Annotated in this window: 27 protein-coding genes; 6 read left to right on the forward strand and 21 right to left on the reverse strand. The window is 73.4% G+C overall.

Annotated features, from left to right (window positions below):
• Window positions 1-15: 15 nt before the first annotated feature.
• The 5 genes from E1289_RS02860 to pgsA all read right to left on the reverse strand — a co-directional run bounded on the left by E1289_RS02860 (window position 16) and on the right by pgsA (window position 4,505).
• Window positions 16-1,050 (reverse strand): DUF3048 domain-containing protein, encoded by a 1,035-nt coding sequence (locus tag E1289_RS02860; protein ID WP_243712571.1) that lies wholly within the window; start codon window positions 1,048-1,050, stop codon window positions 16-18.
• A gap of 137 nt (window positions 1,051-1,187) precedes the next feature.
• Window positions 1,188-1,721, reverse strand: a complete 534-nt coding sequence (locus E1289_RS02865; RefSeq protein ID WP_131974957.1) for a hypothetical protein — start codon at window positions 1,719-1,721, stop codon at window positions 1,188-1,190.
• A gap of 11 nt (window positions 1,722-1,732) precedes the next feature.
• Window positions 1,733-2,923 (reverse strand): glycosyltransferase family 4 protein, encoded by a 1,191-nt coding sequence (locus E1289_RS02870; RefSeq protein ID WP_131974959.1) that lies wholly within the window; start codon window positions 2,921-2,923, stop codon window positions 1,733-1,735.
• Window positions 2,920-3,882: a phosphatidylinositol mannoside acyltransferase gene (locus E1289_RS02875; protein ID WP_131974961.1), complete on the reverse strand. Its 963-nt coding sequence runs from the start codon at window positions 3,880-3,882 to the stop codon at window positions 2,920-2,922. The genes E1289_RS02870 and E1289_RS02875 overlap by 4 nt, the downstream gene beginning before the upstream one ends.
• Window positions 3,879-4,505 (reverse strand): phosphatidylinositol phosphate synthase, encoded by a 627-nt coding sequence (gene pgsA, locus E1289_RS02880; RefSeq protein WP_131974963.1) that lies wholly within the window; start codon window positions 4,503-4,505, stop codon window positions 3,879-3,881. The genes E1289_RS02875 and pgsA overlap by 4 nt, the downstream gene beginning before the upstream one ends.
• A 330-nt stretch (window positions 4,506-4,835) precedes the next feature.
• Here pgsA and E1289_RS02885 point away from each other — a divergent pair, with 330 nt between their 5' ends.
• Window positions 4,836-7,001 (forward strand): elongation factor G-like protein EF-G2, encoded by a 2,166-nt coding sequence (locus E1289_RS02885; protein ID WP_131974965.1) that lies wholly within the window; start codon window positions 4,836-4,838, stop codon window positions 6,999-7,001.
• A 53-nt stretch (window positions 7,002-7,054) separates the two neighbouring features.
• Here the strand turns inward: E1289_RS02885 and E1289_RS02890 are convergent, their stop codons facing one another.
• Together E1289_RS02890 and E1289_RS02895 are read right to left on the reverse strand one after the other, a co-directional pair.
• Window positions 7,055-7,480, reverse strand: a complete 426-nt coding sequence (locus tag E1289_RS02890; protein WP_131974967.1) for a DUF393 domain-containing protein — start codon at window positions 7,478-7,480, stop codon at window positions 7,055-7,057.
• Window positions 7,477-7,968 (reverse strand): HIT domain-containing protein, encoded by a 492-nt coding sequence (locus E1289_RS02895; RefSeq protein WP_243712578.1) that lies wholly within the window; start codon window positions 7,966-7,968, stop codon window positions 7,477-7,479. Before E1289_RS02895 ends, E1289_RS02890 begins: the two co-directional genes overlap by 4 nt.
• A 321-nt stretch (window positions 7,969-8,289) precedes the next feature.
• On the opposite strand from E1289_RS02895, the gene E1289_RS02900 reads away from it, so the two are divergent.
• Window positions 8,290-8,889, forward strand: coding sequence for an Asp23/Gls24 family envelope stress response protein (locus E1289_RS02900; protein WP_131974969.1), 600 nt, complete (start codon window positions 8,290-8,292; stop codon window positions 8,887-8,889).
• Window positions 8,890-8,929: 40 nt separating this feature from the next.
• Here E1289_RS02900 and E1289_RS02905 read toward each other — a convergent pair whose 3' ends face one another.
• The 4 genes from E1289_RS02905 to E1289_RS02920 all read right to left on the reverse strand — a co-directional run bounded on the left by E1289_RS02905 (window position 8,930) and on the right by E1289_RS02920 (window position 13,993).
• Window positions 8,930-9,538: a hypothetical protein gene (locus tag E1289_RS02905; RefSeq protein WP_131974971.1), complete on the reverse strand. Its 609-nt coding sequence runs from the start codon at window positions 9,536-9,538 to the stop codon at window positions 8,930-8,932.
• A gap of 15 nt (window positions 9,539-9,553) precedes the next feature.
• Window positions 9,554-11,539: a threonine--tRNA ligase gene (gene thrS, locus E1289_RS02910; RefSeq protein ID WP_131974973.1), complete on the reverse strand. Its 1,986-nt coding sequence runs from the start codon at window positions 11,537-11,539 to the stop codon at window positions 9,554-9,556.
• A 304-nt stretch (window positions 11,540-11,843) separates the two neighbouring features.
• Complete coding sequence (locus tag E1289_RS02915; protein WP_131974975.1) at window positions 11,844-13,307, reverse strand: sugar porter family MFS transporter; 1,464 nt, start codon at window positions 13,305-13,307, stop codon at window positions 11,844-11,846.
• A gap of 56 nt (window positions 13,308-13,363) precedes the next feature.
• On the reverse strand, window positions 13,364-13,993 hold the full coding sequence (locus E1289_RS02920) for a class I SAM-dependent methyltransferase (protein ID WP_131974977.1): 630 nt from the start codon (window positions 13,991-13,993) through the stop codon (window positions 13,364-13,366).
• Window positions 13,994-14,136: 143 nt separating this feature from the next.
• On the opposite strand from E1289_RS02920, the gene E1289_RS02925 reads away from it, so the two are divergent.
• The gene (locus tag E1289_RS02925; protein WP_131974979.1) at window positions 14,137-15,390 is read left to right on the forward strand and encodes a sensor histidine kinase; all 1,254 of its coding nucleotides are present in this window, start codon (window positions 14,137-14,139) and stop codon (window positions 15,388-15,390) included.
• A 24-nt stretch (window positions 15,391-15,414) separates the two neighbouring features.
• Complete coding sequence (locus tag E1289_RS02930) at window positions 15,415-16,089, forward strand: response regulator transcription factor (protein WP_131974981.1); 675 nt, start codon at window positions 15,415-15,417, stop codon at window positions 16,087-16,089.
• Between the two features lie 15 nt (window positions 16,090-16,104).
• On the opposite strand, the gene E1289_RS02935 is transcribed toward E1289_RS02930, so the two are convergent.
• Window positions 16,105-17,061, reverse strand: a complete 957-nt coding sequence (locus E1289_RS02935; protein ID WP_131974983.1) for an NADPH:quinone oxidoreductase family protein — start codon at window positions 17,059-17,061, stop codon at window positions 16,105-16,107.
• A gap of 23 nt (window positions 17,062-17,084) precedes the next feature.
• The gene (locus E1289_RS02940) at window positions 17,085-17,843 is read right to left on the reverse strand and encodes an SDR family NAD(P)-dependent oxidoreductase (protein WP_131974985.1); all 759 of its coding nucleotides are present in this window, start codon (window positions 17,841-17,843) and stop codon (window positions 17,085-17,087) included.
• Window positions 17,844-17,889: 46 nt separating this feature from the next.
• Here E1289_RS02940 and E1289_RS02945 point away from each other — a divergent pair, with 46 nt between their 5' ends.
• Window positions 17,890-19,113, forward strand: a complete 1,224-nt coding sequence (locus E1289_RS02945) for an acyl-CoA dehydrogenase family protein (protein WP_131974987.1) — start codon at window positions 17,890-17,892, stop codon at window positions 19,111-19,113.
• Window positions 19,110-19,778: a TetR/AcrR family transcriptional regulator gene (locus E1289_RS02950; protein WP_131974989.1), complete on the forward strand. Its 669-nt coding sequence runs from the start codon at window positions 19,110-19,112 to the stop codon at window positions 19,776-19,778. Before E1289_RS02945 ends, E1289_RS02950 begins: the two co-directional genes overlap by 4 nt.
• Before the next feature lie 69 nt (window positions 19,779-19,847).
• On the opposite strand, the gene E1289_RS02955 is transcribed toward E1289_RS02950, so the two are convergent.
• The 8 genes from E1289_RS02955 to E1289_RS02990 all read right to left on the reverse strand — a co-directional run bounded on the left by E1289_RS02955 (window position 19,848) and on the right by E1289_RS02990 (window position 26,633).
• A complete protein-coding gene (locus E1289_RS02955; protein ID WP_131974991.1) occupies window positions 19,848-20,051 on the reverse strand; it encodes a cold-shock protein in 204 nt (67 codons plus the stop codon).
• Between the two features lie 193 nt (window positions 20,052-20,244).
• Window positions 20,245-21,495 (reverse strand): kynureninase, encoded by a 1,251-nt coding sequence (gene kynU, locus E1289_RS02960; RefSeq protein ID WP_131974993.1) that lies wholly within the window; start codon window positions 21,493-21,495, stop codon window positions 20,245-20,247.
• Between the two features lie 71 nt (window positions 21,496-21,566).
• Window positions 21,567-22,622, reverse strand: a complete 1,056-nt coding sequence (locus tag E1289_RS02965; protein WP_131974995.1) for an amidohydrolase family protein — start codon at window positions 22,620-22,622, stop codon at window positions 21,567-21,569.
• Window positions 22,623-22,632: 10 nt separating this feature from the next.
• On the reverse strand, window positions 22,633-23,205 hold the full coding sequence (locus tag E1289_RS02970) for a 3-hydroxyanthranilate 3,4-dioxygenase (RefSeq protein ID WP_131974997.1): 573 nt from the start codon (window positions 23,203-23,205) through the stop codon (window positions 22,633-22,635).
• Window positions 23,202-23,657, reverse strand: coding sequence for a RidA family protein (locus E1289_RS02975; protein WP_131974999.1), 456 nt, complete (start codon window positions 23,655-23,657; stop codon window positions 23,202-23,204). Before E1289_RS02975 ends, E1289_RS02970 begins: the two co-directional genes overlap by 4 nt.
• Window positions 23,657-24,400 (reverse strand): fumarylacetoacetate hydrolase family protein, encoded by a 744-nt coding sequence (locus E1289_RS02980; RefSeq protein ID WP_131975001.1) that lies wholly within the window; start codon window positions 24,398-24,400, stop codon window positions 23,657-23,659. Before E1289_RS02980 ends, E1289_RS02975 begins: the two co-directional genes overlap by 1 nt.
• On the reverse strand, window positions 24,400-25,185 hold the full coding sequence (locus E1289_RS02985; protein ID WP_279486649.1) for a fumarylacetoacetate hydrolase family protein: 786 nt from the start codon (window positions 25,183-25,185) through the stop codon (window positions 24,400-24,402). Before E1289_RS02985 ends, E1289_RS02980 begins: the two co-directional genes overlap by 1 nt.
• 11 nt (window positions 25,186-25,196) lie before the next feature.
• Window positions 25,197-26,633, reverse strand: coding sequence for a 2-hydroxymuconic semialdehyde dehydrogenase (locus tag E1289_RS02990; protein ID WP_131975003.1), 1,437 nt, complete (start codon window positions 26,631-26,633; stop codon window positions 25,197-25,199).
• Between the last annotated feature and the right edge of the window lie 73 nt (window positions 26,634-26,706).

The raw sequence follows: 26,706 nt of genomic DNA on the forward strand, positions 1-26,706 counted from the left end.
GGGCCGTCCCCGCCTCTAGGGCGTGTGGGGCTTGCCGTCGTTGACGAGGACCACCCAGACCTGGCCCCGCGCGAACGTCATCGGCTCGCCGTCGGCGGTCGTGAAGGTGGTCCCCTTCTTCTCCGACGACCTCGACCACCTGGCCTTGTACGACCTGCCGTCGCGGAGGACGAGGGCCCTGCCCGTCCCGGTGGTGTGGATCAGCGGCGTGTAGTTGCCGAGGAAGTCGTGGAACTTCGAGCGGGTGGTCTTGGCGTACTGGATGACGACCGTCTGGCCGCCCAGGCGCCCGCCCTCGGCAGCGCGGTCGGGCCGCCCGCCGAAGCTGGCGAGCCACCGCTGCTGCTTCTTCGACCAGGTGAACCCCATGCTGGCCGACGGCCACCGCGCGGTGAAGCCCTTCGTGGCCGTGCCGCCCGCCGGGGCGTCCCCGAACCGGAAGCCGATGTCGCGGGGTTCGCCGGCCTTCGGCGCCCTCTTGAGCAGGTCCCTCGGGTCCGCGTAGAGGTTGTACGGGATCGGCTTGCTTCCGGACCGGAAGTAGGCGCCCCCGGCGTTCTCCTGGGAGAGGTCGTACACCGGCGCCTTGCGGACGTGCTTCTTCATCTTGCTCTGGACGCCGGAGAACGCGAAGGCGGGCCTGCCGAACTGCGGCAGGATGTGCAGATCGGAGATGCGGGCGCTGCGGACCGGCCCGACCCGCTTCGGCAGCTCGGAGGAGTAGACCGCCATCAGCCGGGTCTCGCCGCCCTCGACCTGCTCGACGTAGACGATGTCGGCCGCCTTCACCCCGCTCTGCGGCAGCGCGGGCCGGGTGTTCTCGATCTTGACGGCGAGGACGGGGTTGTCGAGCCCCTTCCGCTCGCCGGTGAACGGGTGCGTCGCGGGCGCCGGCGTCCCGCTCGGCCGGGGCGTGCCCGTGCTGCGCGGCGGCGGCGCCGATCTCGGCTCGTCCGCGTCGGAGCAGGACACCAGGCCGGCGCCGAGGACGAGGGCACCGAGCACCGCGGCCGCACGGCCGCCGATGCCGGTGTCCCGGGCGGATCGCACGATGAGCCTCCCTTGACCGCTCTGCCCGAGGGTAGCGAACACGACCGGATGCGCCCGCCCGTCCAGCGGTACGGCCGCCGGACCCGGATGTGCTCAATCCGGGCCGGCCCGCTGCCGGCCGGCCGGCTTCCGGCCGGTCAGATCCCGGGCGGGTCGTCGTCGATCTCGAAGAAGTCGGGCAGCGGGGCGCGCCCGGCGAGCGGCAGGACGCGGATGAGCAGCTTGCGGCGGGCGATCCGCGCCTGCGACACGGCGTCGTTGTAGAAGCGGCGGGCGTAGGCGACCTTCGCCGCGGCGGCGGACAGCTCGTCCAGCACCCCCTCACCGGCTCCGCTGTCGGCGAGCGCGGCCGCGAAGCCGGGCTGGTCGAAGACCGCGCGCAGCGCCCGCGACAGGTCGCTCTCGGCGAACTCGCGGTGCTCGGCGCCGGCGGTGCGGGCCTCGTGGGCGGCCGTGGCGAGCACCAGGCTGGTGGCCGGGTCCAGCAGGCGGGAGGCGGCGAGCTCCAGCGTCGCCGCGGCCCGCCGGACCAGCGCCGCGTCCAGCGCCGCGCGGGCGGTCTCGACGCGGACGTGCAGCCGGTCGAGCCTGGTGGCGCGCCACGACACGTACATGCCGACCAGGAAGACGAAGGCGACCCAGAACAGGACGTCGATGATCCAGTCGTACATCCGGCGGTCTCCTAGGCCCCGTCACGGAGCACGGCCGGGCCGGACTCGACGACGCCGGCGCTCTCGAACGCGACCGTCTCGTACACCCGGAGCACGTCGCGGGCCACGGACGACCAGTCGTAGGCGCGGACGGCGGCGCGGGCCTCGGCCGACAGCTGCTTGCGGCGTGCCGGGTCGTCGAGCAGCTCGCCGGCCGCCGCCGCGAGGGCCTCGTGGTCGCCGGCGGGGAACAGCGCGCCGGCGCGTCCCCCGCGCAGCACCCGGTCGAACGCCTCGATGTCGCTGGCCAGGATGGGGGCGCCCGCCGCCATGGCCTCGGCGAGCACGATGCCGAAGCTCTCGCCGCCGAGGTTGGGCGCGACGAACACGTCCACCGAGTGGTAGGCGCGGACCTTGTCCGCCTCGCTGACCATGCCGAGGACGACGACCCGGTCGCGCAGGTCCGGGGAGACGCGGGACACCGCGTCGTCGGCGTCGCCGGGGCCGGCCAGCAGCAGCCGCAGGCCGGGGCGCCGCCGCCCGAGGATCTCGAACGCGCGCAGCAGCACGTGCAGGCCCTTGCGGGGCTCGTCCATCCGGCCGAGGAAGCCGAGCGCTCCCCCGCCGGCGGTCCCCTGCGGGACTCCCCCGGCCGGCGCGCCGCGGCCGGGCCAGCCCGGCAGCGGGTCGGCCATCGCGTACCGCTCGGTCGCGACGCCGTTGGGGATCAGCACGGCGTCGCCGCCGAGGTGCTCGACGAGGGTGGTGCGCGCCGCCTCCGACACCGCGATCCGGCCGGTGATCTTCTCCAGCGCGCTCTGCAGGATCGGCGCGGTCACCGACACCACCCGCGACTTCTCGTAGGACGCGTGGAAGGTGCCGACGATCGGGCCGTCCGCCGCCCAGCAGGCCAGCAGCCCGAGCGACGGCGCGGCGGGCTCGTGGACGTGCAGCACGTCGAAGCGGCCGTCGTTGATCCAGCGGCGGACGCGGCCGGCCGACAGGAACCCGAACGCCAGCCGCGCCACCGAGCCGTTGTAGGGGACGGGGACGGCGCGGCCGGCGGACACGACGTAGGGCGGCAGCTCCGCGTCGTCGTCCGCGGGCGTGATCACCGACACGTGGTGGCCGAGGGCGATCAGCGCCTCGGCGAGGTCGCAGATGTGCTGCTGGACGCCCCCGGGAACGTCCCACGTGTACGGGCAGACGATGCCGATCCTCATCCGGTGCCGTCCGCGATGTCGTCCACCCAGACCTTCTGCAGCATGTGCCAGTCCTCCGGGTGCGCGGCGATGCCCGCCTCGAAGACGCGTGCGAGTTCCTGGGTCATGGCCTGGATCTTCTCCTGTCTGCCGCCCTCACCAGGAACGGGTATCTCCTCGTGGACGCGCGCCGCCCAGTACTGCCCCTCGTACCAGAGTGTCACGGGGATGAGTGCGGCGCCGGTCTGGATGGCAAGCGCGGCCGACACCGCGGGCATCCGGGCGGTGGCCCCGAAGAACTCCACGTCGATGCCGCTCTCGGTCAGATCGCGGTCGACGACGAGGCACACCGGCCGGCCGGCGCGGAGGCGCTGCGCCATCCGCCCGTACGCGGAGGCGCCCTTGTGGGCGAGGACCTCCATGCCGAGCCCTTCCCGGAACTCGACGAACCGGTCGAACAGCGACTCGGGCCTCAGCCGCTCGGCGACCGTGGTGAACGGGTACCCGCGGTGGACGAGCCATGCGCCCGCGTGCTCGTAGTTGCCCATGTGGGGCAGGGCCAGGATGACGCCGCGCCCGGCGTCGAGGTTGGTGAAGATCTTCTTATCGCCGGTGATCCTCATCCGGCCGAGGATGCGCGCCCGGCTGTACTCGGGCAGCCGGAACACCTCCAGCCAGTAGCGGAGGTAGGAGCGCAGGACCTTCTTGCTGAGGATGCGGACCTCGTCGTCGACGGCGTCCTTGCCGAGGACGCGGCAGAGGTTCTTCTCCAGCTGCCGCACCCCGGCGCCGTGGCGGTGCCAGGTGCGGTCGGCGAGGGCGGTGAACGCGAGCCGCGCGGCGGACTCGGGCATCTTGCGGACGACCGTCCAGCCCGCGGCGTACGCGGCGTCCATCACCTCGTCCCGCAGGCCCGTGCGGTCCGCGCCGCGCGGGGACCGCCCGGCGGCGCGGCGCCCGGGCTCGGCGGGGTCGCTCATGGGCTCGGCTCCGGCGCGGCCTCGGCGCCGTCCTTCGCCTGGGCGTGCACGGCGGCGAACCGCTGCGCGACCGTGACCGTGCTCAGCGCGGCGAGGACCCACAGCGCGATGGCGAGGATGTAGGGCACGCCGAGCCCGTGGAACCCGGCGGCCACCAGGGCGACGATCAGCCGTTCGGCGCGCTCGGCGATGCCCACGTCGCAGGTGTAGCCGAGCCCCTCGGCGCGTGCCTTGGCGTAGGACACCACGACCCCGGCGACGAGGCAGTACAGGGCGACGCCGGCGAGCGGTTCCTGCCCGTCCCGGGACAGCCCGATCATCAGCCCGGCGAAGATCGCGGCATCGGCGACCCGGTCCATCGTGGAGTCCAGGAACGCGCCGAACTTCGAGATCTTCCCGGTGACCCGGGCGACCGCGCCGTCCAGCATGTCGAACAGCACGAACGCGGTGATGACCAGCGTGCCCCAGAAGAACTCGCCGCGGGGGAACAGCACGAGCGCGCCGGCGGCGACGCCCAGCGTCCCGATGACCGTGATGGCGTTGGGCGAGACCCTGGTCCGCGCGACCACGTGTCCGACCGGGGTGAGGACGCGCCCCAGCGCGGGCCTGATTCTGTTGAGCATCGCCGTCCGTTCTCGTGGATCTTCGGGGAGTGGGCTTCCGCGGGCCGCCGCGCAGCGCGCCCATCGTAGTGCGGAGGCGTCCCGTGCAGGGTCTCCGGCGTGGTCAGGGCCGGTCCGGCGGCCGTGCGCCGCGCACGGATCGCCGTTGTTTGCCCTTCACCCCTTGTGATCCCGCCCATCACGGGAAAAGGTGGTGATACGGGTGTGACGTCGGTCACGCACGTTGGACGAGGCCGGACGCCGCACTCGGACGCAGGGCCGGGCCGCCCGCATGGCCGGGCCCCCCACGCACGCGGGCCTCCGCGCGGAGACCCGTCCGAGGAGGTAGTCATGGCGGACAAGGGAGGCCACCCGGGAGGCCACGGCAGGGCACCGGAGGCCGGCGGGTGCGACAGGGTGCGCAACGTCGCGCTGGTCGGCCATTCCGGTGCCGGGAAGACCACGCTGGTGGAGGCGCTGCTCGCCACCACCGGCACGGTGCAGCGGGCGGGACGCGTCGAGGACGGTACGACCGTCAGCGACTACGACGAGGTCGAGGTGCGCCAGCAGCGCTCGGTGAACCTCTCCCTCGCCCCGTTCGGCTACGACGGCATGAAGATCAACCTCATCGACACACCGGGGTACGCCGACTTCGTCGGCGACCTGCGCGCCGGGCTGCGCGGCGCCGACGCGGCGCTGTTCGTCATCTCGGCGGTGGACGGCATCGACGGCCTGACCCGGATGCTCTGGGACGAGTGCGCCGCGGTGCGGATGCCCCGCGCGGTCGTCATCACCAAGATCGACCAGCAGCGCGGCGACTTCGACGACGTGGTCATGACCTGCCAGGACGTCTTCGGCGAGGGCGTCGCGCCGCTGTACTTCCCGGCCGTGGGCGGGGACGGGCTGCAGGGCCTCATCGGGCTGCTGACCCAGCGCTGCTTCGACTACTCCACCGGGCGGCGCACCGAGTGCGACCCCGACCCGCGGTACCTGGAGCAGATCGCCGATCAGCGCGCCACGCTGATCGAGGGCATCATCCAGGAGAGCGAGGACGAGAGCCTCATGGAGCGGTACCTCTCCGGCGAGGACCTCGACGTCAAGGCCCTCATCGGGGACCTGGAGACCGCGGTGGCGCGCGGCAGCTTCTACCCCGTCCTCGCGACGTCGGTCCCGCACGGCGACCATCCCGGCCCGGTCGTCGGCATGCTGGAGCTCCTGGAGGTCATCACCCAGGCGTTCCCCTCGCCCCTCGAACACGGCATCCCGACCGTGACCCCGGTCAAGGGCGGGCCCCCGAGGGAGGTCGCCTGCGACCCGGACGGGCCGCTGGTCGCCGAAGTGATCAAAACGATGTCCGACCCGTACGTCGGGCGGATCTCGCTGGTCCGGGTGTTCTCCGGGACGCTGCGCCCGGACATGACGGTGCACGTCTCCGGGCACGGCCTGGAGGACCGCGGGCACGAGGACCACGACGTCGACGAGCGGGTCGGCGCGCTGACCTCGCCGCTGGGCAAGACGCAGCGCACCGCGTCGTCCTGCGTCGCGGGCGACATCTGCGCGGTGGCGAAGCTGACCCGCGCCGAGACCGGCGACACCCTGTCCGACCCCGCCGCGGCGGTGGTGATGACGCCCTGGACGATGCCGGACCCGCTGCTACCGGTGGCGATCCGCGCCCGGTCCAAGGCCGACGAGGACAAGCTCGGCCAGGCGCTCGGCCGGCTCGTCGCCGAGGACCCCACGCTGCGGCTGGAGAACAACTCCGAGACGCGGCAGCTGGTGCTGTGGTGCATGGGCGAGGCCCACGCCGACGTGCTGATCGAGCGGCTCCGGACCCGGTACGGCGTCGAGGTCGAGCGGATCGAGATGCGGGTCCCGCTGCGGGAGACGTTCGGCGGGAAGGCCAAGGGCCTCGGGCGGCACGTCAAGCAGAGCGGCGGCCACGGCCAGTACGGCATCTGCCACGTCGACGTGGAGCCGCTGCCGTCCGGCGGGGGCTTCGAGTTCGTCGACAGGATCGTCGGCGGGGTGGTGCCGCGGCAGTTCATCCCGTCGGTCGAGAAGGGCGTCCGGCAGCAGATGGCGCGCGGCGTGTCCGCCGGGTACCCGCTGGTCGACATCAAGGTCACCCTGCACGACGGCAAGGCCCACTCGGTCGACTCGTCCGACATGGCGTTCCAGGCGGCCGGCGCGCTCGCGCTCAAGGACGCGGCGAGCCAGGTGCCGATCCTGCTGCTGGAGCCGGTCGACGAGGTGGACGTGCTGATCGCCGACGAGTACGTGGGCCCGATCATGTCCGATCTGACGTCGCGGCGCGGCCGGGTGCAGGGCTCCCAGGCGGTGCCCGGCGGCCGCACCATGATCAAGGCGGAGGTTCCGCAGCTGGAGATCATCCGCTACGCGATCGACCTGCGCTCCATGTCGCAGGGCACGGGGACGTTCAGCCGCACCTTCCTGCGCTACGAGCCGCTCCCGACGCATCTGGCCGACAAGGTCGCCGCCGAGTCCAGGGAGACCTGACGGCTCCTTCCGGCGCGTGCCGGGCCCCGTCCGCCGCCGGGCGGGGCCCGCGCTCAGCCCCGGGTCCCGGGGCGGCCGGAGGGCGGCAGCGCGCACGCCGCCGTCCCGCCCGGCAGCCGGTGCCGGTTCCGCGCGATGAGCCGGTAGGCGGCGTGCGCGGCCCAGCTGACCGGCGCCACCCGCATCACCACCCCCAGCGCCCGCCAGGGGCCGCCCGCTGCGGTGAGCAGCCGCCCGACGGCCTCCGCGCCGCCGCTGACCCGCCCGGCGCGGTCGATCCACAGGACCTCGTGCTCGGCCCGCTCGACCGTGGTGCCCAGCTCACCGAGGTCGGCGAACTGGAAGGCGACGATCTCGGCGCGGGCGGGCACGTACCGCTCGATGAAACGGACCGAGGACGTGCAGAAGCCGCAGTCGCCGTCGTAGACGAGCACCGGCCGCTCTCGCCGCGCCACCCCCGTCGCAGCGGGGCGGGTCATGAGGCGGGCCAGGCGTCGGCGAGCATCTGCCGGGTGTCGCGCAGCAACTGCGGCAGCACCTTGGTGCGCCCGACCACCGGCATGAAGTTGGTGTCGCCGCCCCAGCGGGGGACGACGTGCTGGTGCAGGTGGGCCGCGATCCCGGCGCCGGCGACCAGCCCGAGGTTCATCCCGACGTTGAAGCCCTGCGCGCCGCTGCACTTGCGCAGCGCCGTGAGGGCGCGCTGGGTGAACGTGGCCAGCTCCAGGTACTCCGCCTCGTCCAGATCGCCGTAGTCGGCGACGTGCCGGTACGGGACGACCATCAGGTGCCCGGAGTTGTACGGGTAGAGGTTCAGCACCGTGAACACCGACGTGCCGCGGGACACGACGAGCCCCTCCTCGTCTGGCATGCGCGGAATCTCGCAGAACGGGCAGCCGTCGTCCTCGCCCGCCCCCTTCGGCCTGCCCTCGCCCTTGATGTAGGCCATCCGGTGCGGGGTCCACAGCCGCTGGAAGTTGTCGGGCGTGCCGGCACCGCCCCTCTCCTCCTCGTAGCGGGGCGTGCGCTCGTTCCCCGTACCGGACGCGCCCTCGTCGCGCCCCTGCTGCACCACGGACTCCTCCGGCTCTGCGCTCAAGGCGGCGGTCTCCTTTTGTTCACGTCCTGACCAGCAGCATAGAGAGAGTTTCCCGGGGGCCCGCAGCCGGGATCCCGCCTCGCGGCCGGACGGCGCGGCCCGCGGGACGCGCCCGCAGGCGGCCCCTTGCGTGACGTCCCGCGGGTCCCTCCGACACCATGGTCCCGAACCGAACCGCAGGGAGCGATCATGACCGGGCTCGACGAAGGCCGCACCGGGAACGGCGAGCCGGGGCCGGAGGCCGGATCCGCGCCGTTCTTCCCCGGGCCGGCCGCCCGCCGCGCGGCGCACTCGGCCGCCCACCGGCCCGCGGTGCCGCCGCCGGGGACGCCGCTGGGGACGCCGCTGGGGACGCCGCTGCCCGCGCCGCCCGCCGCCGGGGCGAACGCGGTGCCGATGACGCTGCGGGGATCGCCCTCCGACATCACCACCGGGGTGGAGGGACGCGTCACGATCGCGGACGAGGTGATCGGGAAGATCGCCGCGCTGGCCGCGCTGGAGGTGGCCGGCGTCGCCGCCCTGATCGCCCGGCCCGGCCCGGCCGCCGAAGGCGGCGCAGGGCGCGACGGCACGGGGCGCGACGCCACGGGCGTCCACGTCGACCCGGACGAGGACGAGGTGACGCTCGACCTCGCCATCGCCGTCGAGTACGGCTGCGTGATCCGCGATGTGGCCGACGCGGTGAAGGCCAACGTGGCGAGGGTCGCGGGCCTGATGCTGGGGTCGCGGGTCACGGCGGTCAACGTGTCCGTCGGCGACGTCCGCAGGCCCGCCGGTCCGCACCGGTGAACGCCGCGTCCCGCCGTGCTCCCGCCCCCGGCGGTCCGCGTCACGCGGCGCGGGCGTAGCACGTCTGCATGGACACCCCGACGGAGACGGTGGTGACCTTGACGCGCTCGACGAGGGCCGGCGAGACGCCCCGGAAGCGGAACGTGTGCGGGCGGCCGCCCGGGACGGTGGTCTGCTGGGACTCCGGCGCCCGCCCGCGCAGCGCGAGCTCCGCCCGGATCGCTCCGCTGGAGGCCACGGTGATGACGACGTCGACGCCGGTTCCCGTGGCGCGGTAGTGGGCCGTGCCGTCCGGGCACCACGTCAGGCCGCCCGTGCCGCCCTGGCCGGGAAGCGGGGGCCCGCCGCCCGGGCCACCGCCGTCCGGTGACCCGCCCGGCGCCGGCCGGCCGCTCCCGTCCTGCTGGGGCGCGGAACCGGTCGGCGCCCCGGGAAGGACCGGGTCCCCCGGGACGCCGACCGGCCCGCCGGGCGAGGCGGCCGGACTCGGCGAGCCCTGGGCGCCGGCGCCGCCGGCGTCCTTCCCGTCGTCGACCAGCGGGATGAGCAGGACCACCACGGCGGCGGCCACCAGCAGCGTGGTGCCGCTGTAGCCGACGAGCCTGGCCATGATCGACCTGGGCCGCCGCACCGGTCTCCTGGACTTCATCTCCGCCGCTCCCGGTCAGATCTGGACGCGGGCCTCGATCGCCTTGACGATCTCCTCGACCGCCTCGGCGATCGGGATGCCGTTCTTCTGCTCGCCGCCGCGGTACCGGAACGACACCGCGTCCTTGGCGACGTCGTCGTCCCCCGCGAGCAGCATGTAGGGGATCTTCTGCTTCTGCGCGTTGCGGATCTTCTTCTGCATCCGGTCGGCGGAGGTGTCGACCTCGACGCGGACGCCGCGTTCGCGGAGCAGCGCGGCGACCTTGTCCAGGTGCGGGACGTGCGCGTCCGCGATGGGGATGCCGACGGCCTGGACCGGCGCCAGCCACGGCGGCATCGCGCCCGCGTAGTGCTCCAGCAGCACGCCGAAGAACCGCTCGATCGACCCGAACAGCGCCCGGTGGATCATGACGGGGCGCTGCCGGCTCCCGTCGGCGGCCTGGTACTCCAGCTCGAAGCGCTTGGGCTGGTTGAAGTCGACCTGGATGGTGGACAGCTGCCAGGTGCGGCCGATGGCGTCCCTGGCCTGCACGGAGATCTTCGGGCCGTAGAACGCCGCGCCGCCCGGGTCGGCGACGAGGTCGAGCCCGGACTCGTCCGCGGCCCTGCGCAGCGCCTCGGTCGCCTCCGCCCAGTCGGCGGCGTCCCCGATGAACTTCGGCGAGTCGTCGCGGGTGGACAGCTCCAGGTAGAACTCGCTGAGCCCGTAGTCGCGCAGCAGGTCGAGGACGAAGCCGAGCAGGTTCTTGAGCTCGTCGCCCATCTGCTCCTTGGTGCAGTAGATGTGCGCGTCGTCCTGGGTCATCCCGCGGACGCGGGTGAGGCCGTGCACCACGCCCGACTTCTCGAACCGGTACACCGAGCCGAACTCGAACAGCCGCAGCGGCAGCTCCCGGTAGGACCGCCCGCGCGCCCCGAAGATCAGGTTGTGCATGGGGCAGTTCATCGGCTTGAGGTAGTAGTCGCCGCCGTCGACCTCCATCGGCGGGAACATGTCGTCCTTGTACCAGCCGAGGTGCCCGGAGACCTCGAACAAGTCGCCCTTGGTGATGTGCGGGGTGTTGACGAACTCGTACCCGCCCTCCTCGTGGCGCCTGCGGGAGTAGTCCTCCATCACGCGGCGGACGACGCCGCCCTTGGGGTGGAAGACGGCGAGGCCGCTGCCGATCTCGCTCGGGAACGAGAACAGGTCGAGCTCGGCGCCGAGCCGCCGGTGGTCGCGCTTCTCGGCCTCCTCCAGGAACCTCAGGTACTCGTCCTGCCTGTCCCTGGACTCCCAGGCGGTGCCGTAGATCCGCTGGAGCTGCGGGTTCTGTTCGCTGCCGCGCCAGTACGCGCCGCCGGTGCGCATGAGCTTGAACGCCGGGATGACGCGGGTGGACGGCAGGTGCGGGCCGCGGCACAGGTCCTTCCAGCGCAGCTCGCCGGACTTGGCGTCGAGGTTGTCGTAGATGGTCAGCTCGCCGCCGCCGACCTCGACGTCCGCGCCCTCGGCCGCCTCCTCGGCGGACCCGGCGCCCTTGAGGCCGATCAGTTCCAGCTTGTACGGCTCGCCGGCCAGTTCGGCGCGCGCGTCGTCGTCGGAGACGGGCCGCCGGGCGAACCGCTGCCCCTGCTTGACGATCTCCCGCATCCGCTTCTCGATGCGCTTGAGGTCGTCGGGGGTGAAGGGCTCGGCGACGTCGAAGTCGTAGTAGAAGCCGTTCTCCACCGGCGGGCCGATGCCGAGCTTCGCCTCGGGGAACAGGTCCTGGACGGCCTGCGCCAGCACGTGCGCGGCGGAGTGCCGCATGATCGCCCGGCCGTCGTCGGAGCCGATCTCGACGGGTTCGACGGCGTCCCCTTCGCGCAGCTCGCCGGCGAGGTCGCGCAGCTCGCCGTTCACCCGTGCCGCGATCACGGTGCGGCCGTCGGCGGCGAGGGCCTGACCCGCGGTGGTGCCCGCCGGCACCGCCCGCTCGCTCCCGTCGAGGGTGATGCGCAGCTCCGACACGGTGGACACGGGTACTCCTCGCAGTATTCGGTCAGGACTCGATGGGCTGGGATCAGCGGTTTCCGATGCTATCGACTCGGGGTGTCCTCCGGACGCATCCTGCTTCATCGGCCGCTCCTCTCGTCAGGGAGGGCCCGGACCGGTCCCGGAACGCGGCCTGACATGCGGCAGGGCCCCGGGATCGCTCCCGGGGCCCTGCCGCGTGCAATGTTCAGGACATGCCGCGATCGCGCCGGGAGTGACCCGGCGTCGTCGTTTCGAAGACGTGCGGCATACGACCATGCTATTCGACCGGCGCGGGGTCTCGCACGGTTTACGCGCGGGCCCTCGGCGCGGTGAGCGCGTCCATGTCCTCCAGTTCGCGTCCCTTGGTCTCGGGCACGGCCCGGAGGACGAAGATGATCGCCAGCACGGAGAACGCGGTGTACATCCCGTAGGCGAGGCCGAGGGACACGCCCGAGACGGCGGGGAACGTGGTGGTGATCACGAAGTTGGCGAGCCACTGCGCGGAGGCGGCGACGGCGAGGGCGGAGGCGCGGATGAAGTTGTTGAACATCTCGCCGAGCATCACCCACACGACCGGTCCCCACGTCGCGGCGAACGAGGCGACGAACGTGTTGGCGGCCACCAGCGCGATCGGGCCGGCGACGTCGCCGAGGGCGGGCTCGCCGTCCACGACGGGCGCCGTGGCGAAGCAGACGGCGAGGGTGCCGAGGGAGACCGCCATGCCGGCCGCGCCGCCGAGCAGCAGGGGGCGCCGCCCGATCCGGTCGATGAGCGCGATCGCGACCAGCGTGAACATGACGTTGACCAGCGAGTTGATCACCGAGGTGAGCATCGCGTCGCCCTCGGAGAACCCGACCGACTGCCAGAGCGAGGTCGAGTAGTAGAAGATCACGTTGATGCCGACGAACTGCTGGAACACCGACAGCAGGAGCCCGACCCAGACGATCGGCAGCAGGCCGAGCCGGGGGCCGCGCAGGTCGCCCAGGCGTACCGGGCGGTCCTCGGCGAGGGAGCGGGAGATCTCCTCGACCTTGGCGTCCACCTCGGCGGGGTCCATGACCCGCCGCAGCACTTCCCGGGCCCGCTCCGGCTGCCGCTTCTTCACCAGGTAGCGGGGCGACTCGGGGATGACCAGGGCGATCACGCCGTACAGGGCGGCGGGGACCAGCTCGCTGGCGAACATCCACCGCCAGGCGGTGCCGCCCAGGGGGAACTCACCGGAGGCGCCGCCGTCGGACACGCGGGCGATAAAGTAGTCGGCGACCAGGGCCGCGAAGATGCCGAGGACGATCGCCATCTGCTGCAGCGACCCGAGCCGCCCGCGCATCCGGGCGGGGGCGATCTCGGCGATGTAGGCGGGCGCGATCACCGACGCCGCGCCGATCGCCAGCCCGCCGACCAGCCGCCAGACGATGAGGTCGACCGCGCCGAAGGCGAGGGCGGAGCCGAGCCCGCTGAGCACGAACAGCGCCGACGCGATCAGCATCACCCGGACGCGGCCGATGCGGTCGCCGAGCGGCCCGGCGAACCACGCGCCGGCGGCGCAGCCGAGCAGCGCCGACGACACGACGAACCCGACGACGAAGGCGCTGAGCCCGAAATCCCCCTCGATCGCGTCGACCGCTCCGTTGATCACCGAGGAGTCGAAGCCGAACAGGAAACCGCCGAGGGCGGCGGCGGCCGCGAGGAGGACGGCGACGGCGGTCGGGCCGGCGGGACCGTTCCCCGACGGGTCGCCCTGGGGGTGCGTGATCCCACCGGATGTGGTCATGCCCCTCAGCTTCCCGGGAGGGAAGGGCTTATGCGGTTCCGCGGCCGCGCAGTGGATCAGTCGCGGACGGCGATGCCGATGACGTGCGGCGACGCCGGGTTGCCGCGGGTCTCCGGGAACTCGAAGCGCCGCTCGGTCCGTACGGTGAAGCCGGATCCGGCGATCCACTCGTCCGTCCGGCGGGACACGTGGCACCCGCCGGCGAGGAACGGCCACACCACGTCGGTCCAGCGCTGGAACCGCACCTTCCCCGGCGTGCTCCCGCGGACGTGCTCGTAGTAGCGCAGCTCGCCGCCGGGCCGCAGGACGCGCCGCAGCTCGGCCAGGACGCGGACCGGGTCGCGCACCGAGCACAGCACGAGCGAGGCCACCGCCACGTCGAAGGACGCGTCGTCGGCGTCGAGGTCCTCGGCGACGCCGGGCCGCACGGTGACGGGGACGGGCGCGCGGGCGGCGAGCGCGGCGGCCTTGGCGCGCAGCCGCGGCTCGGGTTCGACCGCGACGACCTCGGTGACCTCCGGCGGGTAGTGCGCGAAGTTGGCCCCGTATCCGGCGCCCACCTCCAGTACGCGCCCGGACGTCCCGGCGAGCAGCTCGGCGCGGTGCTCGGACCCGCCGGCCCGGGCGGTGGCGGCGTCCAGCCGCGGGTAGAGCCGGGCGAAGATCGGATGCCTCAGGTCGGTCATCAACGCAGTGTCCGTCGCCCCGGGCGATCACCGCAAGATCGCCGCGCGGCGGGCGGCGCCGGGCTGATACCAGCGGGCCGGGCCGAATCTCCCCCGCCGGGGTCAGGCGGTCCGTCCCCGGCGGGTTCTAGGCTCCGAGTCAAATGAACGAACCAGACCGCTTCGCGCCGGGTGGCCGCCCCCGGCTGCTCGCCGGCGTCCGCTCGGCTCTCCTGCCCGGCGGGGACGACCCGGCCGTCACCCTGCTGCCCGGGCACAAGGCGCTGCGCATCCCGATCCTGCTGCTCCTGCTCGGGCTGACGATCGGCTTCACGGCCGGGTCCATCGCGATCTCCATCACGCAGGACGGCGTCGCCACGAGTCTCGCCTGGCCGCTGGGCGTGCTGCAGGCGACACCGCTGATGTTCGCGGCGCGCTGGCCGCTCGCCGCGTGGCGGGCCGCCGCGGCGGGCCTGCTCCTGATGGTCTTCGTCCGGCACGGGGAGGGCTTCATGCCCTGGCCGGTCACCGCGATCCTCGCCCTGGTCGTCATCCTGTTCTTCACCGGCGTCGGCACCGACCGGCAGACCACCCTCGGCGTCGGCGCCGTGACCATCACCGGGGTGCTGCTGCCCGCCGTGCTGTTCGGCATGCCCGGCTGGTTCGCCATGATCCTCGCCGGGCTCGCGGCGCTCGCGCTGACCTTCGGCGACGCGGTCGGCGGGCGGCACTCGGCCGTGGAGGAGCTGCGCAGGCGCGAGGAGCAGCACCGGCAGGACCTGGCGCGGCAGGCGGTGCTGGAGGAGCGCGCCCGCATCGCCCGCGAGCTGCACGACGTGGTGGCGCACCACATGTCGGTGATCGCGATGCAGGCGGAGGCCGCTCCCTACAAGATCCCGGACCTGCCGGACGCGGCGCGGCAGACGTTCGGGGTGGTGCGGGACGCCGCGCGGGAGGCCCTCACCGAGACGCGCCGCGTCGTGGGCCTGCTGCGCTCCGACGGCGACGACGCCGAGCGCACCCCGCAGCCGGGCCTGGAGCGGCTGGACGACCTGGTCGGCGCGGCCCGCCGGTCCGGGCTGTCGGTCGCGGTCGTCATCACCGGGGTGCCGCGGCCGCTGGACGCGGGCGTCGACCTGTCGGCGTACCGGATCGTCCAGGAGTCGCTGAGCAACGCGTCCCGGTACGCGCCGGGGTCCCGCGTCCACATCGAGGTCAGGTACGGCCCCGGGACGCTGGCGGTCTCGGTCGCCGACGACGGTGCCCGCAGCACGCCGGAGGAGTCGCAGGGCGGCGGGCACGGGCTCGTGGGGATGCGTGAGCGCGTGACGATGCTCGGCGGCGGGCTGACCGCCGGCCCGCGGGAGGGCGGCGGCTGGTCGGTCGTCGCCGAACTGCCCTACGGCGCCCCGGCCTGATCTTCGGGCCCGTAGGGTGTTGCCGTGACGATTCGGGTGCTGATCGCCGACGACCAGGTCATGATCCGCGACGGGCTCGCGGCGCTGCTGTCCTCCGACCCGGGGATCGAGGTGATCGGGCAGGCGGGCAACGGCCGCGAGGCGGTGGAGACGGCCCGCCGGCTCGACCCGGACGTGGTCGTGATGGACATCCGGATGCCGGAGATGGACGGGCTCGCCGCCACCGCCGAGCTGATCGGCGACCCGGCTCCGGACACCGAACCCGCCGACGTGCGGCCCAAGGTCCTCGTCCTGACCACGTTCGACCTGGACGAGTACGTCTACGAGGCGCTCGGCGCCGGGGCCAGCGGATTCCTGCTGAAGGACGCCTCCGCCGCCGACCTGGTGAACGGCGTGCGGGTCGTCGCGTCCGGCGACGCGCTGCTCGCCCCGTCGATCACCCGCCGGCTGATCGGCGACTTCGCGCGCCGGCGGCGGCACCAGCGGCCCAGCCCGAACGCGACCGCGGGCCTGACGCCGCGCGAGCTGGACGTCCTGCGGCTCATCGCGCGCGGGCTGTCCAACGCCGAGATCGCCGCGGAGCTGGTGCTGGCCGAGCAGACGGTCAAGACGCACGTCGGGCACGTGCTGACCAAGCTCGCGCTGCGCGACCGCACGCAGGCCGTCGTGTACGCCTACGAGAACGGTCTCGTGGGCTGACCTCGGAAGGCCCGCTCAGCGGGCCGGATCGAGGACGAGCTTCCCGGTGGTGCGGCGGGCGCGCAGGTCCTCGTGGGCGCGCCTGGCCTCGGTGAGGCCGTACTCGCCGCCCCCGACGGCGCGGAGGCGTCCGTCCGCGACGAGGCCGAACAACTCGCCGAGGGCGGTCCGCATGACGTCCCCGGGGAGCTGGAAGACGTGCGCCAGCCACATGCCGGCGATCGTCGTGGAGTGGCTCATCAGCTTGGCGGGACGCACCGGCGACGGCTCCTTCCGCGACGCCATGCCGTAGAAGGCGAGGCGCCCGAACGGGGCCAGGGCGCGCAGGCTCTGGTCGGTGACGGTGCCGCCCGTCATCTCCAGGACGGTGTCCACGCGCCGCCCGCCGTTGGCCTCGATGAGGGCGGCCTTGAGGTCGGGCTCGTCAGGGTCGATCGCGGCGTCGGCGCCGAGTTCGAGGGCGAGGTCGCGCTTGTCGGGCGACGAGGCGGTGGCGATGACGCGCCCCGCGCCCCATGCCTTGGCGAGCTGGACGGCGAGGCTGCCGACGCCGCCCGCGGCGGCGTGCACCACGACGGACTCCCCCGGCGCCAGGTGGACGCTGCGGCGCAGCAGCACCCACGCCGACGCCCCCTGGATGACCATGGCGAGGGCGGTGAGGTCGTCGATGCCCTCCGGGACGTCCCACGCGAGCGCCTCGGGCGCGACGGCCTTCTCGGCGTAGCCGCCGGTGCCGACGAGCGCGACGACGCGGCGGCCGTCCGCGGTCGTGCCGACGACCTCGCCGCCGGGGACCATCGGCAGCGTGGACTCCGCGAGGTAGCTGTTCTCGGCCTGGTGGGTGTCGGCGTAGTTGATCCCCGCCCGCGAGACGTCGATGAGCAGGTGGCCCGGCCCCGCCTCGGGGTCGGGCAGCTCGGTGACGGTGAGCACCTCGGGCCCGCCGAACTCGGTGATCTGTATGGCGCGCATGGTTCTCCTGTCCGGTCGGTTGTTCAGCGCGGGCCGGGGACGCCGCGGAACCTGAACGGCTCGGACGGGCGCCCCGGGACCACGTACCAGGCTTCCCCCGTCCCGTCCGCGGCGAGGAGGCGCATGAACGCCTCCACGACGTCGTCCACGTCCAGGATGGGGAATCCGGTCTCCTGGAGATGCCCCTTCATCGGGGTGAGGATGTCGGTGTCGGCGAACGAGGGGCACAGCGCGTTCACCCGGACGCCCTCCTCCGCGAGCGTCGGGCCGAGGGCGCGGACGAGCCCGACCACGGCCGCCTTGTTCGCCCCGTAGACGGGGTCGAAGGGCGTGGCGGTGAGCGCGGCCATGCTGGCGGTGGCGACGATGTCGCCGCCGCCGCGGGCGCGGAGCGCGGGCAGCGCGGCGTGCACGCCGAAGAAGACGCCGTCGAGGTTGATGCCCATGGCCCGCCGGTAGGCGGCGAGGTCGAAGTCGTCGCCGACCCCGCCCCCGCCGGCGACGCCGGCGTTGAGGAACGCCACGTCCAGGCCGCCGAAGCGCTCGACGGCGGCCGCGACGGCGGCCTCGCTCTCGGCGGGCTCGCGGACGTCGCAGCGGACGAAGGCGCCGTCCAGCTCCTTCGCGAGCGCCGTCCCGGCGGCCGTGTCGACGTCGGCCAGGACGACCCGGGTGCCGCCGCCCGCCAGCCGGCGCGCCACCGCGGCCCCGATGCCGTTGGATCCGCCCGTGATCAGCGCGACCTTGCCGGTGCCGTCGAAGCCGCGGTCGTCGACTGCCATGGGACTCCCCTCACAAAGTAACTGACTCGTCAGTTACTCTAGCGGAATGGACTTCGGTTTGAGCGAGCGCGCCCAGGAACACCTCGGCCGCCTCCAGGAATTCATGGACTCGCACGTGTACCCGGCGGAGCCGGTGTACGAGGCGCAGCGGGCGGAACTGCGGGCCGCCGGACGCGAGCACCATCTGCCCCAGATCGTGGAGGACCTCAAGGTCGAGGCCCGCAAGCGCGGCCTCTGGAACCTCTTCCTTCCGGATAGCGAGGACCCGGCGCACGGCCTCACCGTGACCGACTACGCGTCGCTCGCCGAAGTGACGGGCCGGTCCCTCGAACTCGCGCCCGAGGCCACCAACTGCGCGGCGCCCGACACCGGCAACATGGAGGTGCTGCACCTGTTCGGCACGCCCGAGCAGAAGGAGCGGTGGCTCAAGCCGCTGCTGAACGGTGAGATCCGCAGCGCCTTCGCCATGACGGAGCCGGACGTGGCCAGCTCCGACGCCAAGAACATCTCCACCCGCATCGAGCGCGACGGCGACCACTACGTCATCAACGGCCGCAAGTGGTGGATCACCGGCAGCGCCGACCCGCGCTGCAAGATCATGATCGTGATGGGCAAGACCGACCCGGACGGGCACCCGTACCGGCAGCAGTCGATGGTGCTGGTCCCGGTCGACACGCCCGGGGTGGAGATCGTCCGGCCGCTGCCCGTGTTCGGCTACCAGGACCAGCACGGCCACTGCGAGATCACGTTCACCGACGTCCGCGTCCCGGTGGAGAACCTCGTCGGCGAGGAGGGCGGCGGCTTCGCCATCGCCCAGGCGCGCCTCGGCCCGGGCCGTATCCACCACTGCATGCGCGCGCTCGGCGCCGCCGAGCGGGCGCTGGAGCTGATGTGCCGGCGCGCCCTGTCCCGCGAGGCGTTCGGGGGGCCGATCGCCCGGCAGGGCGTGGTCCGCGAGCAGATCGCCGAGTCGCGGATGGCGATCGAGCAGGCCAGGCTGCTCACCCTCAAGACCGCCTGGCTGATCGACAAGCACGGTGTGCAGGCCGCCCGGTCCGAGGTCGCGGCGATCAAGGTGATCGCGCCGCGGGTCGCGCTGGAGGTCGTCGACCGGGCGATCCAGGTGCACGGCGGCGCCGGGGTCAGCGGCGACACTCCGCTCGCCGCCATGTGGGCCGGCCTGCGGACGCTGCGCCTCGCCGACGGCCCGGACGAGGTCCATGTCCGCTCCGTCGCCCGCGCCGAACTGGGCAAGTACACCGGCGCATGACCGACGGCACGGGGGAGCGCGTGCCGGGCGTGCGGCGGCGGATGCCGTACGCCCGGCGGCGCGAGCAGCTGCTCCAGGTGGCGCTGGAGGAGTTCGGCCGCCGCGGCTACCACCTGACGCAGATGGAGCACGTGGCCGCCGCCGCGCAGGTGTCCAAGGCGCTGCTGTACCAGCACTTCACCTCGAAGGAGGAGCTGTTCGCCGAGGTCACCGAGGCGATCGTCGCCGAGCTGACGGCCCGGCTGAACGAGGCCGTGCTCGCCGAGCGCGGCTCTCCGGACGGCATCCGGGCCATGATCCGGGTCCTGTTCGACTACGCCACCGACGAGCCGGACGCGTGGGCGCTGGTGATCCGGCACCTCGACAAGCCCGACGACGTCGGCGTGGAGCTGCGCGAGCTCCGGGACCGCCTCGGCGGCGCGTTCGCCGACCTGCTGCTGCGCCGCCGCCGCGCCGACCCGAAGCTGTCCCCGGCGGCGCTCGCGGTGAACGAGCGGCGCGCGCGGCTCCTCGTCCCCCTGATGTACGGGTCGATGCTGTCGATGGTGTCGTGGTGGCTGGAGCACCCCGACACCCCGCGCGACCGCGCCGAGCAGATGGCGATCGAGTTCATCTGGCTCGGCCTCGACCGGCTGCGCACCGGCGAGCGGCTCCCGAAGGAGTAGCCCTGGGGGGCGGGCACGCGAAAGGCCGGGGACGGCGTGCGTCCCCGGCCTCCTAAGCTCGCGCGGGCCTTAGAGCGGGGAGACGCCCTCGGCCTGCGGGCCCTTCTGGCCCTGCGTGATCTCGAACGAGACACGCTGGTTCTCGTCCAGGCTGCGGTAGCCGTTGGTGGCGATCGCCGAGTAGTGGACGAACACGTCCGGGCCGCCGCCGTCGGGCGCGATGAACCCGAAGCCCTTCTCGGAGTTGAACCACTTCACGGTGCCTTCGGCCATGGTCTTTCCCTTCGGGTGAAACTCACCGGCCCGCCGGGCGGCGGACCGGGCTGCAAGCGGACTCATCTCACGTCCGCCGGTCACCCGGAGAAAACGCTTCGAGACTGCCTGGCTCCCAGCCGGCCTGACCGGGCGCCATCGTGCAACGCAACCGAACCTACCCGATGCCGGGCCACCCTATGCACCGACACTCCTAAACAAGATCCCGCAGGGCCTCGGCGGCGCGGTGGCAATCGTGGAACGTGCAGTACAGCGGGGCGGGGGCGAGGCGCACGACATCGGGCTCGCGGGCGTCGGCGACCACTCCGCCGGCCGCGGCGAGCCGCCGGACGAGCCCGCCCGCGCCGGCCACCCGCAGCGAGAGCTGGGCGCCGCGGGCCGCCGGGCCGGCCGGGGTGATGATCCGCGCGCCGGTCTCCGCGAGGCGGGCCGCGAGGTAGCCGGTCAGCCGTTCGCTCTTGGCGCGCAGCGCCGCCATCCCGACCCGGTCGAAGATCTCCAGGGACGCCAGCACCGGGGCGAGGGCCATGATCGGCGGGTTGGACAGCTGCCACGCGTCGGCGGAGGCGGGCGGCGCGATGTCGGGGTCCATCCGGAACCGGACGGCCGGGTCGGTGCCCCACCAGCCCGCCAGCTTCGGCACGGACGCGTCCCGGACGTGCCGCTCGTGGACGAAGCATCCGGCGACCGCGCCGGGGCCGCCGTTCAGGTACTTGTAGGTGCACCAGGCGGCGAAGTCGACGTCCCAGTCGTGCAGGCGCAGCGGAACGTTCCCGGCGGCGTGCGCGAGGTCCCAGCCGACGGCGGCGCCGGCGGCGCGGCCCGCCTTGGTGATCGTGGGCATGTCCATGAGCTGGCCGGTGAGGTAGTTGACGCCGCCGAGCAGGACGAGCGCGACCGTGTCGCCTTCGCGTTCGAGGAAGGCCACGACGTCCTCGGTGCGCAGGTCGTCCTCGCCGGGACGCGGCCTCAGCCGCACGACGGTCGCGGCCGGGTCGAGGCCGTGGTGGACGGCCTGGCTGGCGACGGCGTAGGAGTCGGAGGGGAACGCCGAGTCCTCGATGACGATGCGGGTGCGGTTCCCGGCGGGCCGGTAGAAGCTCGCCATCATCAGGTGCAGGTTGACCGTCAGCGAGTTCATGGCGACGACCTCGTGCGGCAGTGCGCCGACGAGGCGGGCCGCCGGCTCGCGCAGCAGCTCGTGGTAGTCCACCCAGGGCCGGCGGGCCTCCGTGTGCGCCTCCACGGCGAGCCGCGCCCAGTCGTCGAGCTCCTCGCGGAGCCGTCCCGCGACCGCCCTCGGCTGGAGGCCGAGGGAGTTGCCGGCGAAGTAGGCGGCCTCCTCGTACGCCCCGCCGGGGGCGGGCGGGACGAGGAACTCACCGCGCAGCGTGGGCAGCGGATCGGTGTCGTCGAGCCGCCGCGCCTCGTCCTCGGCCGTCACGGTGTCCCTCCCCGGTTCGTCTTCGTCATCGCGGTGCCGTCAGCGTGCCGTCGGTTCAGTGCGTCGTCGGTTCAGTGTGTCGTCGTCAGCGAGCCGGCTTCCGAGGGGGCCGGCGTCGTCGCGGCGGGGACCTCGGCCCGCGCGAAGAAGTCCCGCGCGTTGCCGCCGAGGAGCCGCGCGCGTTCGGCGTCGTCCAGCCCGGGGCAGGCCCGGATCGTCGCGCCCGGCTCCTCCTCCCCCAGCGGGAACGGATAGTCGGTGCCGAGCATCACGCGCTCCACGCCCATCACGTCGATGAGCAGGCGGAGCGCGCGGGGGTCGAACACGGCGGAGTCGACGTGGAACCGGTCGACGTACTCCGACGGGGGGCGGGGCGAGTCGGCGCGGACGATGTCGCGCCGGTGCCAGGCGTTGTCGGCGCGCCCGAGCAGGAAGGCGAAGCTGCCGCCGCCGTGGCAGAAGCACAGCCGCAGCGACGCCGGAATGCGCTCGAACGCGCCGGACAGCATCAGCCCGAGGATGCTGAGCTGCGTCTCGGCGGGCATCCCGGCCAGCCACGGCAGCATGTGGCCGCGCATCCGGCCCGCGCCGAGCATGTCCCACGGGTGCGCCAGGACCGGCAGCCCGATCCGGGCGCAGTGCGCGAGGAACGCGGTGATCCCCTCGTCGTCGAGGTTGCGGTCGCCGACATGGTTGCCGATGTGCACGCCGCGGTGCCCGGCCGCCGCCGCCCGGGACGCGACCTCGCAGGCCAGCGCCGGGTCCTGCAGCGGGACCTGGCACAGCGGCAGCAGCCGGCCGGGAGCGTCCGCGCAGAAGGCGAGGATGCGGTCGTTCACCAGGTCGCACCAGTCGGCGGCGCGGGACGGCTCGGCCGCGTACCCGAACATCAGCGGGGTGGACGAGACCGCCTGGACGTCCACGCCCGCGGCGTCCATGTCGGCCAGCCGCCGGGCGGGCTCCCAGAGCGCCTCCCCGACCGGCCGGTACTCCTCGTCGCCGCACATCATCGTGCCGGTGCCGGCGCCGTCGATGCGCAGCCACGGCTCGCCCTCGTCGGTGAGCACGCGGCCCTCGTCCCGGCCGAGGCGCGGGAAGACGTGGGTGTGGACGTCGATGACGGTCACGAGATCACCGTCAGACCCGGGGCGCGGTGGTCGGGGTCATCGTCCGCGGCCACTGCTTGCCCGGGTGGACGGCGCCGCAGTTCGGGCACTTGCGGTCGCCGTCGTAGAAGCCCTGGAAGGCGGGCGGCAGGTCGTCCACGATCGAGCGGACCTGCAGCTCGGCGCGGTGCACGAGGTGGTGGCACTCGGTGCAGTACCACTCGAACGCCTCCCGGAGCCCCTCCGGCCGCGGGATCTCCACGACGAGGCCGATCGAGCCGGCCTCGGGCCGCTGCGGCGAGTGCCGCACGTGCGGCGGCAATAGGAAGACATCGCCCTCGTTGATCTGCACGTCCCTCGGCGGGCGGCCCTCCTCCTCCATGACGCGCAGGACCATGTTGCCCCTGAGCTGGTAGAAGAACTCCTCGGTGGGGTCGTCGTGGAAGTCGGTCCGCTGGTTGGGGCCGCCGACCACCATGATGATCAGCCCGGCGTCGTCGAACACCTGCACGTTGCCGACCGGCGGCTTGAGCAGGTCGCGGTGCTCGTCGATCCAGGTCTCGAAGTTGAACGGCGTTCCGAACGACAGCTGGGGCAGGGTCATGTTCCGGCCTCCTCGGCGGTTGTGTCGGCGGGCGCGCGGTCCCGGGGGATGTGCGCGACGCACGAGATCTCGATGAGCAGGTGCGGGTGCGGGAGCTGGTGGACGGCGACGGTCGTGCGGGCCGGTCCGGTCTCGTCGAAGTACTCCCCGTACACCTCGTTGTAGCCGCCGAAGTCGTTCATGCTCACCAGGTACGTGGTGACGTTGACGATGTCGGGCAGCCCTCCGCCCGCGGCCTCCAGCAGGTCGCGGATGTTGCCGATGACGGCGCGGGTCTGCGCGCGGATGTCGAGGTCGGTGACGCCCAGCGCGTCGGCGGTCGCGCCCGCGAACGTCCCGTCGGGGCGGCGGGAACTCGTCCCGGACACGAACACGAGGTCGCCGGCGCGCCTGAGGTGCGGGAAGCGGCCGCGCGGCGCGGCCTTGCCCTCGACGAGGATCGCGTCGCCCATCACGTCGTGACCTCCACGCAGCCCAGCCCGGCGCCGGTGACGCGGACGTGCGCGTCCTTCGGCAGCGGGACCGCCGCCGTCGCGGCGCCCGCCAGCACGATCCAGCCCGGTTCGAGCGTCATCCCGGCGCCGAGCGCGAGCCGCGCCGCCGCGCGCAGCGACCGCGCCGGGTCGCCGAGGATCGCGGCGGACGAGCCGGTCTGCACGGGCCGCCCGTCGATCTCCACGAGCAGGCCGATGTTCGACACGTCGCGGGGCGGGTGCCAGGCCCCGAACCCGAACCGCGCGGCGGACGCGTTGTCGGCGATGACGTCGGGCAGGGTGAAGCTGAAGTCGGCGTACCGGGAGTCGAGCACCTCGAACCCGACCGCGACGCCGGCCACGGCCGACTCGGCCTCGGCGGGGGAACGGACCTCCAGCCCGATCAGGTAGGCGATCTCCGGTTCGATCCGCGGGTGGATGAGGCCGGAGACGTCCACGGACGACTCGGCGAGCATGCGGTCGGTGAGCAGGCCCCAGATGACGTCGTCCACGCCCATCTGCACCATCTTGGCCCGGCTGGTGAAGCCCATCTTCACCCCGGCGAGCCGCTCGCCCCTGCGGCGGCGCCGCTCGATCCCCGCGCGCTGCACGGCGTAGGCGGCCGCCTCGTCGAGCGGCACCTCGTCGGTGAGCCGCGGGATCGCCCGGACGTCCCGGGCGGCGTCGTCCAGCCTTTCCGCGAGGGCGTGCACGTCCACCATCAGGACTCCTCCTTGCCGAACGCGACGCGCACGTCGCCCAGCCCGTCGACGCGGGCCTCGAACACGTCGCCGGGCGCGGCGGGGACGACCGGGCCGAGCGCGCCGGTCAGGACGGTGTCGCCCGCGCGGAGGGGCCGCCCGACGCGGACGAGGGTGTCGGCTAGCCACAGCGCCGCGTTCAGCGGGTGTCCCAGGCAGGCGGCGCCGTTGCCGGTGGAGACCTGCTCGCCGCGCCGCTCCAGCACCATCCCGCAGAGGCGCAGGTCGACGTCCGCGAGCGGGACGGGACGGCTGCCCAGCGCGTACATGCCGGACGAGGCGTTGTCGGCGACGGTGTCGGCGAGCGTGATGTCCCAGTCGCGGACCCGGCTGCCGACGACCTCGATGGCGGGCAGCGCGAACGCGGTCGCGCGGATCACGTCGGCGACGGTGTGCCGCTCGTGGGTGAGGTCGTGCTCCAGGACGAGCGCGACCTCCGCCTCGGCGCGCGGCTGCAGCACCGCGCCCGCGGGGATCTCGTCCCCGTCCGGGACGGCCATGTCGGCGAACAGCATCCCGAAGTCGGGGCTGTCGACGCCGATCTGCGCCTGCACGGCCCGCGACGTCAGGCCGATCTTGCGCCCGGCGAGGCGGCGGCCCTCGGTGAGCCAGCGCTCGGTCAGCCGCTCCTGGACGGCGTAGGCGTCGCCGGCCGTGCCGATCAGGTCGCGGACGGGTTCGCACGGCGTACCGGTGGCGTAGGCGCCGAGGAGCCGCTCGGCGGCGGCTTCGATGTTCGTTGTCACTGGGCTCGCTCTCAGATCTGGACGCACACGTTGACGGGCTCGGAGAAGAAGTCCAAGGAGTACTCTCCCCCTTCCCGCCCGATGCCGGACGCTTTCACACCGCCGAACGGTGTGCGAAGGTCGCGGAGATTCCAGCAGTTCACCCAGACGATCCCCGTTTCGATGCGGGGTGCCACGCGGTGCGCCCTGGACAGGTCCCGCGTCCACAGCGTCGAGGCGAGTCCGTAGGGGCTGTCGTTGGCGAGTGCCAGGGCCTCGTCCTCAGTGTCGAACGGCGCGACGTGGCAGACCGGCCCGAAGATCTCCTCCCTGACCGTCCGGGCCGTTTCCGGCAGGCCCGTCAGGACGGTCGGCTGCACGTAGAAGCCCCTGTCGCGCTCGTCACCGAACTCTGGCGTGCCGCCGCCCGCGACGACCGCGGCGCCCTCGTCGCGGGCGAGCCGGTAGTACGACAGAACCTTGTCGCGGTGCTCGGCGGAGATCATGGGCCCGTAGCCGCCGAGGGCCTCCGCGCGCTCGCCCAGCCGCGCGGTGAACTCCGCGAAGACGGGCCGCTCCACGTAGACGCGCTCGGTGCACAGGCAGATCTGCCCGGAGTGGGTGAACGTCGAGCGGGCCGTGCCGTCCACGGCGGCGCCGAGGTCGGCGTCGGCGAAGACGAGCGCCGGGTTCTTGCCGCCCAGCTCGAACGACAGGGGCGTGACGTGGTCGGCGGCGTTGCGCATGATCGCGGCGCCGGTGGCGGACTCGCCGGTGAACGCGATCGCGTCCACGCCCGGATGGCCGGTGAGGAACTCGCCCGCCGCGCCCGCGCCGTGCCCGTGCACGATGTTGAACACGCCGTCCGGCAGCCCGGCGTCGTGGATCACGCGGGCGAGCAGCGTCGCGGTGGACGGCGTCTCCTCGGACGGCTTGAGCACGACGGTGTTGCCGCACGCCAGCGCGGGGGCGATCTTCCAGGTCGACAGGAGCAGCGGCAGATTCCACGGGGAGATGACCGCCACCACGCCCAGCGGGCGGCGCACCGTGTAGTTGAGCGCCTCCCCCGTGCCGGAGCTCCACCCGGGCACCCGGGTCATGTAGGCGCGCTCGGGACGCCCGTACAGCAGGTCCGCGTATGCACGGAAGTTGCCGACCGCCCTCGGGACGTCCACGGTGGACGCGAACTCCCGGGACCTCCCGGTGTCGGCGACCTCCGCCTCGACGAACTCCTCGAACCGCGCCTGGATCCCGTCGGCGACCGTCCGCAGCGCGGCGGCCCGCTCCTGGACGCCCAGCGCGCCCCACGGCCCCTTCAGCGCTGCCTTCGCCGCGGTCACCGCGTCGTCCACGACCTCCCGCGTGGCCTCGGGGACGGCGCCCAGCTCGGAGCCGTCCGCGGGCGCGATGAGCGGGAAGGACGTCCCGTCCGTGCGGAAGACCCCGCCGACGTAGTGCTCAGCCTTCATCCGTCCTCCCGCCCATGGCTCGGCACCTCCGATCCTCCGCCCGGCGAGCTATGCCTGACAAATACCAATCGGC

The organism is Actinomadura sp. 6K520, assembly GCF_004349245.1.
Classification (GTDB): Bacteria; Actinomycetota; Actinomycetes; order Streptosporangiales; family Streptosporangiaceae; genus Spirillospora.

Excerpts from the sequence above, each read along its gene's own strand:
- E1289_RS02950 (WP_131974989.1), top strand. The coding sequence starts at position 19,110 with ATGACCGACGGCACGGGGGAGCGCGTGCCGGGCGTGCGGCGGCGGATG.
- E1289_RS02970 (WP_131974997.1), bottom strand. The coding sequence starts at position 23,205 with ATGACCCTGCCCCAGCTGTCGTTCGGAACGCCGTTCAACTTCGAGACC.
- pgsA (WP_131974963.1), bottom strand. The coding sequence starts at position 4,505 with ATGCTCAACAGAATCAGGCCCGCGCTGGGGCGCGTCCTCACCCCGGTC.
- E1289_RS02875 (WP_131974961.1), bottom strand. The coding sequence starts at position 3,882 with ATGAGCGACCCCGCCGAGCCCGGGCGCCGCGCCGCCGGGCGGTCCCCG.
- E1289_RS02980 (WP_131975001.1), bottom strand. The coding sequence starts at position 24,400 with ATGGTGGACGTGCACGCCCTCGCGGAAAGGCTGGACGACGCCGCCCGG.
- E1289_RS02955 (WP_131974991.1), bottom strand. The coding sequence starts at position 20,051 with ATGGCCGAAGGCACCGTGAAGTGGTTCAACTCCGAGAAGGGCTTCGGG.
- E1289_RS02925 (WP_131974979.1), top strand. The coding sequence starts at position 14,137 with ATGAACGAACCAGACCGCTTCGCGCCGGGTGGCCGCCCCCGGCTGCTC.
- E1289_RS02975 (WP_131974999.1), bottom strand. The coding sequence starts at position 23,657 with ATGGGCGACGCGATCCTCGTCGAGGGCAAGGCCGCGCCGCGCGGCCGC.
- E1289_RS02940 (WP_131974985.1), bottom strand. The coding sequence starts at position 17,843 with ATGGCAGTCGACGACCGCGGCTTCGACGGCACCGGCAAGGTCGCGCTG.
- E1289_RS02885 (WP_131974965.1), top strand. The coding sequence starts at position 4,836 with ATGGCGGACAAGGGAGGCCACCCGGGAGGCCACGGCAGGGCACCGGAG.
- E1289_RS02865 (WP_131974957.1), bottom strand. The coding sequence starts at position 1,721 with ATGTACGACTGGATCATCGACGTCCTGTTCTGGGTCGCCTTCGTCTTC.
- E1289_RS02915 (WP_131974975.1), bottom strand. The coding sequence starts at position 13,307 with ATGACCACATCCGGTGGGATCACGCACCCCCAGGGCGACCCGTCGGGG.
- E1289_RS02900 (WP_131974969.1), top strand. The coding sequence starts at position 8,290 with ATGACCGGGCTCGACGAAGGCCGCACCGGGAACGGCGAGCCGGGGCCG.
- E1289_RS02945 (WP_131974987.1), top strand. The coding sequence starts at position 17,890 with ATGGACTTCGGTTTGAGCGAGCGCGCCCAGGAACACCTCGGCCGCCTC.
- E1289_RS02920 (WP_131974977.1), bottom strand. The coding sequence starts at position 13,993 with ATGACCGACCTGAGGCATCCGATCTTCGCCCGGCTCTACCCGCGGCTG.
- E1289_RS02905 (WP_131974971.1), bottom strand. The coding sequence starts at position 9,538 with ATGAAGTCCAGGAGACCGGTGCGGCGGCCCAGGTCGATCATGGCCAGG.
- E1289_RS02935 (WP_131974983.1), bottom strand. The coding sequence starts at position 17,061 with ATGCGCGCCATACAGATCACCGAGTTCGGCGGGCCCGAGGTGCTCACC.
- E1289_RS02990 (WP_131975003.1), bottom strand. The coding sequence starts at position 26,633 with ATGAAGGCTGAGCACTACGTCGGCGGGGTCTTCCGCACGGACGGGACG.
- E1289_RS02870 (WP_131974959.1), bottom strand. The coding sequence starts at position 2,923 with ATGAGGATCGGCATCGTCTGCCCGTACACGTGGGACGTTCCCGGGGGC.
- E1289_RS02890 (WP_131974967.1), bottom strand. The coding sequence starts at position 7,480 with ATGACCCGCCCCGCTGCGACGGGGGTGGCGCGGCGAGAGCGGCCGGTG.